This window comes from Corynebacterium sp. KPL2838 (assembly GCF_040225455.1).
GTDB classification, from domain to species: Bacteria; Actinomycetota; Actinomycetes; order Mycobacteriales; family Mycobacteriaceae; genus Corynebacterium; species Corynebacterium rhinophilum.
This window is the reverse complement of record NZ_JBEHFT010000007.1, coordinates 26,452-39,473: the sequence shown is the minus strand read 5'-3', so window position 1 is coordinate 39,473 and position 13,022 is coordinate 26,452. Positions and strand designations below refer to the sequence as shown.

Here is a 13,022-nt window from a genome sequence, read left to right as displayed (position 1 = left end):
GCCACCTTACTTATCTCTGCACTTATTTCTTCCGTGAACCGGCCTTCACCACGTTCTTCGTGCCGGGCGAAGGCTTCGAGCTGGATTTCTTGGCTGCCTTCTTGCTGGACTTTTTGGTCGCCTTCTTAGTGGCCTTCTTCGTCGATTTCTTGGTCGACTTCTTTGTGCTCTTCTTAGAAGACTTCTTTGTGGACTTCTTCTTCGTCTCTCCAGAGGCCTCTTTGGCGCGGCGCTCGGAAAGGAGCTCGTTGGCGCGGGCATCGGTAAGCTGCTCCGGATCGTCGCCGCGGCGCAGGGACGCATTGGTGGTGCCGTCCGTGACGTACGGGCCGAAGCGGCCATCCTTAACGGTCATAGGCTTGCCCGAGACGTCATTATCGCCGAGTTGCTTGAGCGGCGGCTGTGCGGCCGCGCGGCCACGACGCTTCGGCTCCGCATAAATGCGGCGGGCCTCATCCAAGGTGATGCTAAAGATCTGCTCTTCCTTAGCCAGCGAGCGCGAATCCGATCCCTTCTTCAGGTACGGGCCGTAACGGCCGTTTTGGGCGGTGATCATCTCCCCGTCGTCCACGCCCACCTCGCGCGGCAGGGACAGCAGCTCAAGGGCCTGTTCCAGCGTGACGGTCAGCGGCTCCATCGAGCTAAAGAGCGAGGCTGTGCCCGGCTTCAGCTTCTCATCAATGTAGTCATTGATGCGCTTTTCCTTCTGCTTCGCGGCCGTCTTGGTCTCCCAATTCTTGGCGCGCTTGCCTTCCTCGGCGCGCTGCTTATCCTCTTCGGCGCGCTCCTTGGCGACGATTTCCAAAGCCTCCGCCTCGGCCTTCTCCCGCTCATCATCGCGGACGACCTCGGTGACATAGGGTCCAAAGCGGCCTTCCTTAGCCACCACCATGCGCCCGTTTTCAGGGTTTTCGCCGAGCTGGCGCCCGCCCTGCGAGGTGGCGAAGAGCTTTTCCGCCAGCTGCTCATTCAGCCCGTCCGGGGTCACCGTCTCCGAGAGGTTGGCGCGCTGGTATTCCACGCTGCCGTCCTCGTTGGTGCCAATCGCGCGCTCGATATAAGGCCCGTAGCGGCCGACGCGCACGAAGACCTCGCGGCCCTCCGAATCGGTATAGAGCTTCAGCGAGTTGACCTTGCGGGCATCGATGGCCTCGAGGTTGACATCGATAAGCGATTTCAGCCCGCCATGCCGCGCGATAGACGCCGCCTTGTGCTCGTTGGCCTCAGCGTTGCCAAAGTAAAAGCCGTTGAGCCAGTCCGTGCCATCCTCCGTGCCGGTGGCAATCGAGTCCAGCTCATCTTCCATGGACGAGGTGAAGTCATAATCCACTAGCTCGGTGAAGTTTTCCTCCAAGAGGCCCACCACGGCGAAGGCTACCCAGGAAGGAACCAGGGCGTTGCCGCGCGAGACCACGTAGCCGCGGTCCTGGATGGTCTTGATGATGGAGGCATACGTCGACGGGCGCCCGATGCCCAAGTCCTCCATCTTTTTCACCAGGCTGGCCTCTGTATAGCGCGCCGGAGGGTTGGTGGAGTGGCCTTCTGCCGAGACTTCTTCGGCCTTCAGGTCGCGGCCTTCCTCCAAGTGCGGCAGGCGGTTTTCGCTCTTCTTGCTCGTATCCTCGTCGGCGCCGTAAGCCTTCAAAAAGCCCGGGAAGGTAATGGTGCGACCGGTTGCAGAGAACTCGACGTCATAGGTGCCGTTATCCGTGGTCGCGGTGCCAGCGACCGCTACCTTCATGGAGGTGCCCTTGGCATCGGCCATCTGCGAGGCCACGGTGCGCTTCCAAATCAGGTCATAAAGCTTAAATTCCTCCGCATCCAGCTGGCTAGACAGCTGGCCTGGGGTGGCAAAGGACTCACCGGCGGGGCGGATCGCCTCGTGCGCCTCCTGCGAGTTTTTGACGCGGCGGTCATAAACGCGCGGGGAATCCGAGACGTATTCTTCGCCATAAATGCTGGTAGCGGAGCTACGCGCGGCGTTCAAGCCCTGTTTGGACAGCGAAGAGGAGTCCGTACGCATATACGTAATGTGGCCGTTTTCGTAAAGGCGCTGTGCAATGCGCATCGTGCGTTCAGAGGTAAAGTGCAGGCGCCGGCCCGCCTCCTGCTGCAGCGTCGAGGTCATAAACGGCGCATAAGGCTTGCGGGTATAGGGCTTGTGCTCTACCCCGGCTACTGTCATGCCCGCGCCCTGCAGAGACTTTTCCAAGGCCTCCGCTTGCGGCTGGGTGATGACGATGACGTCCTTGGTCTTCACATTTCCGCGATCGTCGAAATCGCGGCCCACAGCCACGCGCTTGCCATTGACCGCGGTCAGACGCGCGTCAAAGGCCGACGGGCCCTCGCCGCTACCGGTGCCGGTGCCCGCGTCCAGGGTGGCGAGCAAATCCCAGTAATCAGCGGAGATAAACGCCATGCGTTCGCGCTCGCGCTCGACGATGACCCGCGTGGCCACCGACTGCACGCGCCCGGCCGAAAGGCGCGGCATGACCTTCTTCCACAGCACGGGCGAGACTTCGTAGCCGTAGAGGCGGTCGAGGATGCGGCGGGTTTCTTGGGCATCAATAAGGTCATAGTCCAAGTCGCGGGTGTTTTCCGCCGCCTCCAAGATGGCGGACTTGGTGATCTCATTAAAGACCATGCGGCGCACTGGCACCTTGGGCTTTAAAACCTCCAATAGGTGCCAAGCAATGGCCTCGCCCTCGCGGTCCGGGTCTGTTGCCAGCAAGAGGCTATCGCACTGCTTCAGCTTGGATTTGAGGTCAGCGACCTTTTTCTTTTTATCCGGGCTGACGACGTAGAGCGGGGCGAAATCATCTTCCGGGTTAACACCCAAGCGGGCCCAAGATTCTTTCTTGAACTTCGCCGGCACGTCGGCAGCGCCCCGCGGGAGATCGCGGATATGCCCTACGGAGGCCTCCACGATGTAGTTATCTCCCAGGTACGGCTGGATCTTCTTCGCCTTAGTTGCCGACTCCACAATCACTAAAGTTTTGCCCGGCTCGGCCGCTTCTGCCACTTCGACTTCATCCCTTTCGATGATGCGAACATTAAAATTTGTGCGCTTTCAGCAATCGCCCCTAGCGTACACAGGTGGTTTATACCGTTCTTCGCACCATATACTCGGTAACACCAAAAGGCTTTGTAGGGGGCGCTTCGCACCCCCACCGAACCGGTCTATACTGACCTTTTTAGAAAGTCCAGCAGCTGTGAAAGCATTGTTGGGGACGATAGCACACCCACAACACACCCCGTGGAGGATTAGATGGTTGACACAGTAACCATGTGGATTGAAGCCATCATGGGCACGGAGTGGGTTTATCCAATCGTGGGCCTGCTCATTTTCGGGGACTGTTTCTTTCCAGTGCTCCCCTCTGAAATCCCGCTGAATATGGTCGGCGCTTGGGCCGGTTCGCAGGGATTTCCGCACCTGCCCACCATGTTCTTTGTGGCGCTGGTAGCAGCCATGTTGGGTGATAACCTGTGTTTCTTACTGGGCACGCGGTTTATGCCATTGCTTAACCGCATTCAAAAAGGAACGAAGGCCTACGAGGCCCTCACCTGGGTAAAACGCAATGTACGCCGCGGCGGTGGCGCGGCCATTATCATTGCCCGCTTTATCCCCTCGGCCAGGCTCTTTATGACCATTTTGCTAGGGTCAATGCGCTTTCCCTGGCCGGTCTTCCTCTTCTTCGACACCATTGGCGTGATGCTCTGGGTATTCCAAGCCTTGGCCATTGGTTATGTGGGCGGCATGGCGTTCTCCGATACCCCACTGTTTGCGATGGTTATCAGCATTATCGCCGCCGTATTCATCGGCTTCGGACTACAAAAGGCCCAAAACAGCATCACGGAGTGGTGGGATACCCGCCGCGGCTACGCCGAAACGCCCTAGGGCGCTTAAAACCCTAGAGGGCGTTAGAGAATGGAAACGGCCTGCGCCTGGTCGCCCTTCGGACCGGATCCAACCTCGAAGCTGACCTTCTGGTTTTCTTCCAAGGTGCGGAAACCGCTGCCCTGAATCTCGGAGTAGTGCACGAAGATGTCTCCGCCGCCGTCCTCGCGCTCGATGAAGCCGTATCCCTTTTCGGAGTTAAACCACTTAACGGTTCCTTGTGTCATGGTGAACTGAGTTCCTTTTCTTAAAGAGGTAGCGCGGATTGCCGCGCCGGTAGTTATTCGGTAAATGGGTCCTCGAGCAGTACCGTGAAGTATAAAACCGCACCAAGACAACATTGGCCTGTCAACAGTGTGACACGTTCCACGCCAAAGCGATAGATTTAACTCACAAGGGGGGTAAAAAATTGTCTCACCCGGCTGGCAACAACCCCATTGGTGAAGAGCTCCTAGACCTCATCCAACGGCGCCTTTCTGAGTCCACCCTGACGTTTCACACCACGCTCCCGGCAAAGCGGGCGCGCTACGCCGAATGGCCAGAGTGGGTGCTGCCGGGGTTGAAGGAGCAGGTGGTAGATGGGGGCATCGGCAAGCTCTATGCGCACCAGGCCGAGCTCGCCGAATGCGCGTGGCAGGGCCGTGACGCAGTAATTTCCACCGGCACCTCGTCCGGAAAGTCTTTGGGCTACCAGCTGCCCATCCTCACCCGGCTGGCAAAGGATCAGACCGCGTGCGCGCTCTACCTCACCCCCACCAAGGCCCTCGGATCGGACCAGCTGCAGTCCGCGCTCGAGCTGTGCCGCGGGATTCCGGAGCTCAAGAACGTGGTACCCGCGCCCTACGACGGCGATACGCCCCAGGAGTCGCGGGCGGGCGTGCGCGAGCATTCGCGCCTGGTGTTTTCCAATCCCGATATGGTGCACATGTCCATGCTGGCCGCGCACGCGCGGTGGGCGCGGGTGCTGCGCCACCTGGAGTTCATCGTCATCGATGAATGCCACTCCTACCGGGGCGTATTCGGCGCCAATGTGGCCCTGGTTCTGCGCCGCTTGCTCCGCCTGTGCCGGCATTATGGATCGCGTCCCACCATCATTTATGCCTCCGCAACCATGAATGACCCGGCCCGGCATGCCGAACGCCTCACCGGCCGCCCGGCGCACGCGATTACTGAGGATTCCGCCCCCACCGGTGCGCGCACGGTCGCGCTCTGGGAGCCTGGGTTTTTAGAGGGTGCGGAGGGCGAGCACGGCGCCCCCGTGCGACGCGCGGCCACGACTGAGGCCGCCGAGATGATGGCAACCTTCATCGCGGAAGGCGCCCGGACCATGACCTTTGTGCGCTCCCGCCGCTCCGCCGAGGTCGTGGCGATGGTAGCCGCCGAGACCCTCTCCGGCAGTTTGGGCCGGCCGGATTTCGCACAACGCATCGCCGCCTACCGCGCAGGTTACTTAGCCGAGGACCGCCGCCGGTTGGAGCAGGCGCTTGACGATGCCTCCCTATTAGGCGTCGCCACCACCTCCGCCCTCGAGCTGGGCATCGACGTTGGCGGGCTCGATGCCGTGGTCACCGCCGGATTTCCTGGCACGGTGGCCAGTTTTTGGCAGCAAGCCGGGCGCGCGGGCCGGCGCGGGCAAGGCTCGCTCGTGGTGCTCGTCGCCCGCGATGAGCCCATGGATACTTTCCTGGTGCACCACCCCGATGCGCTCTTGGGCAAGCCGGTGGAAGCGAGCGTGTTTAACCCCACGAACCCCTATATCCTCTTTGGCCATATCTACTGCGCGGCGGTGGAAAAACCGCTGGATGATGCCATCATTGCTGAGTGGGGTGCCAGCGCGGTCATCCACCAGCTTGCGGAGCAAGGCCTCGTGCGCCGCCGGGAGCGCGGGTGGTTTGCCGTGCCGATTCCCGCCTCCAGCGCGGAGGAGCTCTCGCCGGAAACCGCCCACTCGGCGGTATCGCTGCGCGGCGGGGCGGGCGAGGAGGTCATGATCGTGGATGCCTCAGATGGCCGGCTATTGGGCACCATCGATGCAGCGCGCGCGACCAGCCAGGTCCACCCCGGCGCGGTCTACCTGCACCAGGGCGAAAGTTTTGTCATCGAGGAGCTCCTCCTATCCGATTATGTGGCGCTCGCTCGCCCAGAGACCCCCGAGTATTCGACCACCCCGCGATCCACGACGGATATCCGCATCGTGCGCGAGGCCGATAACCTGGTCAATTATTCCCCGGGCCTGTGGGTGGCGGACGTGGAAGTCGAGGTCACCGACCGCGTCACCGGCTACCAGGTGCGGCTTGCCGATGGCACCATCGGCGACGATATTCCCCTCGATCTCCCCGAACAGCGGCTGACCACCCGCGCCGTGGCCTATACCATCGACCCGCTGGCGCTTTCTGCGATGGGCATTACCGCCGCCGATATCCCCGGCACCCTGCATGCGGCAGAACACGCCGCCATTGGCCTGTTGCCGCTTATCGCCACCTGCGACCGCTGGGATATCGGCGGCGTATCCACCGCCCTGCACGCGGATACGCAGCTTCCCACCGTCTTTGTCTACGACGGCCACCCCGGCGGTGCCGGGTTTGCCGAAGAGGGATTCCGCCGCTTCCCCGAGTGGATAGCGGCCACCTTTGAGGCGGTGCGCTCCTGCCCGTGCGAGGCCGGGTGCCCATCGTGCGTGCAATCGCCCAAGTGCGGCAACGGCAATAATCCCCTGAGCAAGGACGGCGCCATCAAGCTGCTCGGTGCGCTCGTCACTATGACGCAGGAGGCCGCGGTTTAAACTGGGCCCGCTTTGGCCGTGGCGCTCTGGCCGCGCACCGCGGCAACGGCGATGATATCGGATGCATTTTCGGTGCATTCCTCGAGGCTCGCGCCGTTTTCCCGCGCGGTGCTTTCTGCGGCCGCACACGCGTCCTTGCCGGTGGCTAAGGCCCACGCGCCAGCCACGGCGGCAAGGTCCGCGGCCACTTGCGCTTCATGGCGCGCGGTCACGCGTGATCCTACCGCCGCGATGACCAGTAACAGGCTGATAATGGCGACGATGATTCCGGTGGCGGCAATGGTGGCGTATCCGTCCTCGCCGCGGAGCCTGCTAGTCATTGCCGGCCACCTCCGCGGGAAAGACCGCTTCCGCGCTCATGGTGCCAATGGGAGCATCGACGCTTACCGATGCCCTGAAAAGCCCCGCGCTTTCCTGCACGCTCACCCGGGCATCCTCGCGCGCTGGTTGGTACTCGACGCCGATCGCGTGCGACCTCGCCGCCGCGCCCGCCATGTCCACCGCCGCGATATAGGACGCCATCGTCGCGATCGCACCGATAATGCCCGCCGCCACGAGGACGAGGGAGCTTAATGCCAGGGCGGCTTCGATGGTCACCGAACCATCGTCATCGACTACCGTGCGCATGATTCCTCCTTTCTGTTTCTCTAGTGCGCCCGGCTAGCTCGGGGTATTCGATAGCGCATCGGTGATAATTCCCTCGATGGCATCGACCACGCCGCCGCCGTTGATGACCATGTACAGCACGCCGGCAAGTGCTGCGGCCGCGAGCGATCCCATGGCGTATTCAATCGTGCTCATCCCCTCATCGTTACGGACGAGGGCGCGGGTGAGCTGGGAGTACTTAATAAATAGTGCAGACATTTTAGGAGTCCTTTCTGAAAAGGTGTGGTGGTTGAGTAGAAGTGAAAAGTGGTGCATCTAGAAAAGCTGCGCGCCCAAGCTGATCACTACGGGCGCAAGGCCTAGAACGATGAATGCTGGCAGGAAGCACACCGCCAGCGGGAGGACAATGAATACTCCTGCGCGCTCTGCTTTAGCCGTAGCGTGAGCAGATGCTTCGGCGCGCAAAGAAGTACAGATTCGCGTGCATCCGGCGGCTATGGTGGCCCCGGACTGGCCCGATAAGATGACAAGCCCCGCCACGTCCTCTAGTCCCGCATGGCCCTTCATGTGGTCCCATGCAGATTCCGTGGGCACGCCAACTCCCAGGAGCGCGGATACCGTCTCCCACAGGTGCTGGGTATCGGCCTCTGCCGTGCGCGTGACTGCCGTAGCAGCGGCGTGCACCGTCAGGCCCGCACTCAGGCAAGCTGCGAAAAGTTCGATATCCCCGGCCACGAGGAGTGGATCCACGGTGGTAGAGGGCTGGAGTTTGCTCATCAATCCCCCGCGCACTGTTGCGCCATCGCGCTTTCTTGGGCCGGCGCGCGGGGTCTTCGCCGTGTGCTGCGCTGTGTTTTGTGCCGTAGCCGGCCCCAGCCGCCCCTTGGTGGCCGGCAGCCCAACGAGCACAGCCAGCGCCAGGCAGATAAAGGCCATCATGGTGCCGCCTTCCTGATAATGACGCGGGACCAGGCAAAGCCGCCGCAGTCAAGCCCTACCCCGATGACCAGCAGGATTCCGCCTAATCCCCCGCCGAGCAAGAAGCCCAGCGAATTGGCCCCCATCGCCCCGCCCATGGCGATGCCCGCAATGGGAAGGCAGGCCAAGACCGTGGCCGTAGCTTGGGGTCCTTGCAGCCCGGCCGCGGTGGATTGGTGGTGTCGGCGCAGCGCATCCATTCGGCTTTGGGCCTGTTCAAAGAGGCTGGCCACCGCGATGCCGTGCTGTGTGGATAATTCGAGCAGGTGGCCCAGCCGGGTCAGTTCTGCATCCGCATGGGCACCTGAGAGCGCCACGTGTGGGGGCGCACCGCGCGCAGCGGCGGTAGCGGTGGATTCTAAGGCCGCGCTCATATCCCGCGGCGTCGTCGAGGGAAGGGACTCAGCCCCGCGCGATAGCGCACTTGCCAGGGTTGCCCCGGCGCGCAGGTCAGCGGTGACGACCCCGAAGTATCCGGCTAGGGCTTCGCGGCTGCGCCGGCGCGTGCGGGCGGCCATGATGTCCTTGATATACCACGACACGCACCAGGCGATGATCGCTGCCGCGACCGCAATACTTATCCGCCCGACCGAGAAGAAGACCAAGCTGCCGCAGAATACGGCGCCCAAAATGACCAAGGAGCTGGCCTTTATCCGGCTGCCCTTGCCAGCAATGCGGGATGCGCTCGAGGGAGCCGACAGCAACAGCGCTGCGGCGAGCAATAAGAAGCTAAGCATCCGCCTGACCTCCTGCTTCTTCGCGCTGTTCCTCCAACAGCGCGGCCGAGAATTCCGCAAAGCCAGGCGCGGGCCCCTTGGTTGCACTCCAGACAATGCGCGGGGTGACCGGATTGCCCTCTAAGACGCCGATATGAGCCAGGCGCCGGCCATGTGGCGTGCGCTCCATGGTGAGCACCACGTTGACGGCAGCCGCCAATTGCGAGTGCAGGGCGCTGCGGTCCAGGCCGCCGAGTGCGCCGAGGGCCTCCATGCGGGCGGGTACCTCAAAGAGGGAATTGGCGTGCAAGGTACCCGCACCGCCATCGTGGCCCGTATTCAGCGCGGCGAGGAGATCGACTACCTCTGGGCCGCGAATCTCACCGACGACGATGCGGTCTGGGCGCATGCGCAGCGCTTGCCGCAGCAATTGCGCCATGGTGATTTCCCCGCTGCCTTCAGCGTTTGCCCGGCGCGAGACGATGCTCACGCAATGCGGGTGGTGGGGTGATAGCTCCGCCGTATCTTCGATGACCACGATGCGCTCGCGCTCGGATACGGTTCCCAATAGCGCCGAGAGCAGCGTCGTCTTGCCGGAGCCGGTACCTCCGATAACGAGGAAGGACACTCGCTTTTTCACCATCGCGGCAAGCAACTGGCCGATGTCCTCCGGCACGGTGCCATTGGCCACCAACTGCGGCAGGGTGGTCTGCGCCTGCCGCAATACGCGCAGGCTAATGCACGTTCCGCCCACTGCGGGTGGGCTTAAAAGGGCATGCACGCGGAGCACGACGCCATCGGGGCGCGTGACGCGGCCATCGGCAAAAGGCTGGGCATCATCAAGCCGCGTGCCCGATGCCGCGGCCAACCGAGAGGCAAGCTGGCGCACCTCCCCATCATTGCGAAAGGTGATATCGCTGCGCTCTAGCCCCTCTCCTCGGTCCATAAAGACGTGTTCAGGCCCGTTGACCACGACATCGGTCACGCCCTGCCGGGCCAATAAGGCATCCAGTGGCCCCATGCCGGTGGCATCTTGGCGCAAGCGCCGGAGCAGATCCACCACGGCGACATCACTGATAACCCCTGCTTCCTCGCGGATCCGCCGGGCCAAGCTAGGGGCGTCGTGCACCAGATCCGGCTCGGCGGCAATGACCCGCTGCATCTTCTCCATGGTCTTTTCCATGGTCTCGGCCGAGCTATCCATCGCTGCGCTCATACCCCTACCTCCTCGCGCACCGCACGGGCGGTTTTGGCGAGCGCCGCGGGAAGCCGGGCTGGGAGTCCACCGATCTCTATGCTGCGGGTGAGCCCGCGCACGGTGGGCAATTGGGCACTGACTCGGTAGTGGATAATGTCTTCTACCTCGGGTGCGCTGAGAGCCGCCCACTGCCGTTGGCGCAGGACCACCACGATGTCGCGCCGCGCCTCATCCAGTCGCAGGATAAGTTGTGCGGCCGCCGCTGCCGATCGCACCTCCGCGGCCACCACCAGCACCACGTGCGTGCAGGCAGCCGGGATATTTTCCGCCGTGCAATCCACAACGCACAGGCCCTCGGCCGCGTGCGCCGCAGACGTCACCGCCGCCAAGAGCGTGGCATCCAGCTTGAACGAGTCCTTGACCGTGCTGCGCGCTGCGGATAGAACCGCTATGCCATCAGCGGTAGAGGGCAAGGCGCGGTAAAGGTCGGCGGCGTCAATGCTGCCATCGCCAATGTTGAGCTCCGGCCAGCGGGCACCCGGCGCGGTTTCCACGCCGAGGAGGAGATCGAGGCCGCCGGAGTGCGCGGTGGCATCGATAAGCAGCGCTCGCGCCTGCTCACTCGCCGTGCAGTGGGATCGCGCCAAGGCGGCAGCAAAGGTGGAGGTGCCTACCCCTCCGCTGGCGCCCACCACCGCGATGGTGGCGGTACCGGGGCGATCTTCTGGCGGGTGCGCGGCCTGGGCGATTGCCGCCAGCAGGTCTTTAATTTCCGCGGGGATAATAAAGGCGCGGTCCGCATGGCAGGCAAGTGCTGCCTCATAATCGATGGGCCCCGGATCCGCGGCGAGAAAAAGCACCGGGACGGGCGTGGTCTGTGCGGCTTGTGCCGAGGCGATAACGCGCGCCATGAGCGCATCGACCAAGACCGTATAGGCCCCGGCGAGGCTGCGCGGAATATCGCGGGGATCGGTCACCGTAATAACCTCGTGGCTGGTCGCGGCGGCGGCATGGACCGCCTCGGCGCGCAAGGCTTCCTCGCCAATGGCGACGACGATGGTGGAGCGAGAGTGTGCTGTATTCATGCCCCCTAGCCTGAAGCACCCGCGCCACCTGCACTAGGGATGGAACTTCCCGCCTGTGGATAAATGCGCGAAAGCTACCACTTAGCGCTCAGTTAGTTACATTTTCAACAAAGTCTTGTGGATAACCGTAGATATAGGTGACGGCCCGCGCATCGGGGGGTGCGCGCGGGCCGTCAGTAACCCGGCCTCGGGGGGCGAGCCGGGGCAGGCCGCACAGTACATCGGGGCCTTGCACCGATTATTATGACACGTTCATTACCCGATCACAACAGCTAAGAAAAACTATCTACCTGCACGGCCCTGACCTGCACCGAATGGATGTTCACTGCCTACCGGGGACGGGCGTACGGTTAAGCGGCGCGGGCGATGGCATCGGCTTCTTTGCCACCTACCTCCCAGGCGGAAAGGTGAAAAAGCACCACCTCACCAGGCTTGTCGCGGTAGTTCGCGCGGCACTCGCGGTAGGCCTTGGATTGGCGGTGGAAATACACCTCTGGCACGGCGAACCCGCGGGGATCGAAGCCGGTGTGTATGGCGGCCAGGCGGGCGGCAATCCGCGCCACCACGCCGCTGCGCGGGCCAAAGAATTCACCGGCCGCGATTTCGGCATGCACGACGCTCGGCAAAAGGTCGCGGAATGCGGGGCCACTGCCCTGCGCAATCAGACGCGCTAAGCCCTGCAAGCGCGCGCTATCGCCACTGGGAATCCCGTTTCCGCCGGCGGCGACGTCGATGCGCGCGAGCACCTGCAGCGGCGCGCGGGCAAAGGAACGGACGGTAGAATCCACCACCTCAGGCGCTGCTACGGAATACGCGCTGACCGCGCCTGCGAGCGGACCACTTTCCACATCGCCCGGGCCAGGGTGCGGGGGGATGGCGTGCCCATCCAAGGCCACGCTGGCGCGCGCCCCGCGCATCAAGGACTCCGCGGAGATGACCTCATACCTGCGCAGCCCGGCCGGCCTGCGGTGGGCGCGCGCGATGGCCGCCGCTGCTTTTTCCGCACCTTCTTTCACCCCCGGGAGGCGAAATAGCGGGGATAACGCGTCATTTTCTGGCATATACATTAGGATAGCCCTAGACGCCCCGAGCCCCGAAGACCCCCTGTGACTGGCGCGGCACCATAAAACCGCACTGTTTCTATTATCATTGGGGCCGTTACAAGGTTTAGATGAAAAACGAGGAGAATTAATCGTGAGCAACGATGGATTATTTACTGACGGCACCGATCAATTCGCACCAAAGGTTAATTCGATTCCTTTGAGCGATGTAGATGCATCGTCCTCCGAAACCTCCATCGGCAAGTTGGTCTCCAATGCCACCGAGCAGATGTCCCAGCTCGTGCGCTCTGAGGTAGAGCTGGCCAAGACGGAGCTGGCGCAGTCCGCCAAGAAGGGCGGCATCGGCGCCGGCTTCTTCGGTGCAGCCGGTACCATCGCGCTGTACAGCTCTTTCTTCTTTTTCTTCTTCCTCGCTGAGCTCCTCGCCCTCTGGCTGGAGCGCTGGGCAGCCTTCTTGATCGTCTTCCTCGTGATGATCGTGGCGGCCGGTGTCCTCGCACTGCTCGGCGTCAAGAACGTCAAGAAGGTTAAGGCGCCGCAGAAGACCATAGATTCCACCAAGGAACTCAAGAACCTGATTCCGGGCAAGGCGCAGAAGTCGCTGGACCGGAAGGACACTCACGGCCTGTATACCTAAACCGCACGCACTATTAGATCCGCCTCAGCCTTTCCTGGGGCGGATTTTCTGTACACATAGA

General features: G+C 62.6%; 13 protein-coding genes. 3 read left to right on the top strand and 10 right to left on the bottom strand.

The window, feature by feature from the left end; translation table 11 throughout:
* Positions 1 to 22: 22 nt before the first annotated feature.
* Positions 23 to 3,022, bottom strand: a complete 3,000-nt coding sequence (topA, locus tag ABRP98_RS03990; RefSeq protein WP_349857624.1) for a type I DNA topoisomerase — start codon at positions 3,020 to 3,022, stop codon at positions 23 to 25.
* Between the two features lie 246 nt (positions 3,023 to 3,268).
* Between topA and ABRP98_RS03985 the strand changes: the two genes are divergently transcribed.
* Positions 3,269 to 3,898: a DedA family protein gene (locus ABRP98_RS03985; RefSeq protein WP_284783204.1), complete on the top strand. Its 630-nt coding sequence runs from the start codon at positions 3,269 to 3,271 to the stop codon at positions 3,896 to 3,898.
* 23 nt (positions 3,899 to 3,921) lie between these two features.
* On the opposite strand, the gene ABRP98_RS03980 is transcribed toward ABRP98_RS03985, so the two are convergent.
* A complete protein-coding gene (locus tag ABRP98_RS03980; protein WP_005276524.1) occupies positions 3,922 to 4,125 on the bottom strand; it encodes a cold-shock protein in 204 nt (67 codons plus the stop codon).
* Positions 4,126 to 4,307: 182 nt separating this feature from the next.
* Here ABRP98_RS03980 and ABRP98_RS03975 point away from each other — a divergent pair, with 182 nt between their 5' ends.
* On the top strand, positions 4,308 to 6,680 hold the full coding sequence (locus tag ABRP98_RS03975; protein WP_349857621.1) for a DEAD/DEAH box helicase: 2,373 nt from the start codon (positions 4,308 to 4,310) through the stop codon (positions 6,678 to 6,680).
* On the opposite strand, the gene ABRP98_RS03970 is transcribed toward ABRP98_RS03975, so the two are convergent.
* The 8 genes from ABRP98_RS03970 to ABRP98_RS03935 all read right to left on the bottom strand — a co-directional run bounded on the left by ABRP98_RS03970 (position 6,677) and on the right by ABRP98_RS03935 (position 12,330).
* Positions 6,677 to 7,000, bottom strand: a complete 324-nt coding sequence (locus ABRP98_RS03970) for an Rv3654c family TadE-like protein (RefSeq protein WP_284850372.1) — start codon at positions 6,998 to 7,000, stop codon at positions 6,677 to 6,679. The two genes, ABRP98_RS03975 and ABRP98_RS03970, sit on opposite strands and share 4 nt — an antisense overlap.
* Positions 6,993 to 7,307, bottom strand: a complete 315-nt coding sequence (locus ABRP98_RS03965; RefSeq protein WP_284783208.1) for a hypothetical protein — start codon at positions 7,305 to 7,307, stop codon at positions 6,993 to 6,995. Before ABRP98_RS03965 ends, ABRP98_RS03970 begins: the two co-directional genes overlap by 8 nt.
* Before the next feature lie 33 nt (positions 7,308 to 7,340).
* On the bottom strand, positions 7,341 to 7,544 hold the full coding sequence (locus ABRP98_RS03960; RefSeq protein ID WP_005276515.1) for a DUF4244 domain-containing protein: 204 nt from the start codon (positions 7,542 to 7,544) through the stop codon (positions 7,341 to 7,343).
* Between the two features lie 57 nt (positions 7,545 to 7,601).
* Positions 7,602 to 8,225: a type II secretion system F family protein gene (locus tag ABRP98_RS03955; RefSeq protein ID WP_349857619.1), complete on the bottom strand. Its 624-nt coding sequence runs from the start codon at positions 8,223 to 8,225 to the stop codon at positions 7,602 to 7,604.
* Positions 8,222 to 9,001, bottom strand: coding sequence for a type II secretion system F family protein (locus tag ABRP98_RS03950; RefSeq protein WP_349857617.1), 780 nt, complete (start codon positions 8,999 to 9,001; stop codon positions 8,222 to 8,224). The genes ABRP98_RS03955 and ABRP98_RS03950 overlap by 4 nt, the downstream gene beginning before the upstream one ends.
* The gene (locus ABRP98_RS03945; protein ID WP_349857615.1) at positions 8,994 to 10,196 is read right to left on the bottom strand and encodes a TadA family conjugal transfer-associated ATPase; all 1,203 of its coding nucleotides are present in this window, start codon (positions 10,194 to 10,196) and stop codon (positions 8,994 to 8,996) included. Before ABRP98_RS03945 ends, ABRP98_RS03950 begins: the two co-directional genes overlap by 8 nt.
* Entirely contained in the window at positions 10,193 to 11,263 is a 1,071-nt protein-coding gene (gene ssd, locus ABRP98_RS03940; RefSeq protein WP_349857613.1) for a septum site-determining protein Ssd, read from the bottom strand. The genes ABRP98_RS03945 and ssd overlap by 4 nt, the downstream gene beginning before the upstream one ends.
* Before the next feature lie 350 nt (positions 11,264 to 11,613).
* Positions 11,614 to 12,330 (bottom strand): oxidoreductase, encoded by a 717-nt coding sequence (locus ABRP98_RS03935; protein WP_349838531.1) that lies wholly within the window; start codon positions 12,328 to 12,330, stop codon positions 11,614 to 11,616.
* A gap of 127 nt (positions 12,331 to 12,457) precedes the next feature.
* On the opposite strand from ABRP98_RS03935, the gene ABRP98_RS03930 reads away from it, so the two are divergent.
* The gene (locus tag ABRP98_RS03930) at positions 12,458 to 12,961 is read left to right on the top strand and encodes a phage holin family protein (protein WP_410757377.1); all 504 of its coding nucleotides are present in this window, start codon (positions 12,458 to 12,460) and stop codon (positions 12,959 to 12,961) included.
* Positions 12,962 to 13,022: the final 61 nt, after the last annotated feature.

Excerpts from the sequence above, each read along its gene's own strand:
- ABRP98_RS03950 (WP_349857617.1), bottom strand. The coding sequence starts at position 9,001 with ATGCTTAGCTTCTTATTGCTCGCCGCAGCGCTGTTGCTGTCGGCTCCC.
- ABRP98_RS03980 (WP_005276524.1), bottom strand. The coding sequence starts at position 4,125 with ATGACACAAGGAACCGTTAAGTGGTTTAACTCCGAAAAGGGATACGGC.
- ABRP98_RS03955 (WP_349857619.1), bottom strand. The coding sequence starts at position 8,225 with ATGATGGCCTTTATCTGCCTGGCGCTGGCTGTGCTCGTTGGGCTGCCG.
- ABRP98_RS03985 (WP_284783204.1), top strand. The coding sequence starts at position 3,269 with ATGGTTGACACAGTAACCATGTGGATTGAAGCCATCATGGGCACGGAG.
- ABRP98_RS03970 (WP_284850372.1), bottom strand. The coding sequence starts at position 7,000 with ATGACTAGCAGGCTCCGCGGCGAGGACGGATACGCCACCATTGCCGCC.
- ABRP98_RS03960 (WP_005276515.1), bottom strand. The coding sequence starts at position 7,544 with ATGTCTGCACTATTTATTAAGTACTCCCAGCTCACCCGCGCCCTCGTC.
- ssd (WP_349857613.1), bottom strand. The coding sequence starts at position 11,263 with ATGAATACAGCACACTCTCGCTCCACCATCGTCGTCGCCATTGGCGAG.
- ABRP98_RS03935 (WP_349838531.1), bottom strand. The coding sequence starts at position 12,330 with ATGTATATGCCAGAAAATGACGCGTTATCCCCGCTATTTCGCCTCCCG.
- ABRP98_RS03965 (WP_284783208.1), bottom strand. The coding sequence starts at position 7,307 with ATGCGCACGGTAGTCGATGACGATGGTTCGGTGACCATCGAAGCCGCC.
- ABRP98_RS03945 (WP_349857615.1), bottom strand. The coding sequence starts at position 10,196 with ATGAGCGCAGCGATGGATAGCTCGGCCGAGACCATGGAAAAGACCATG.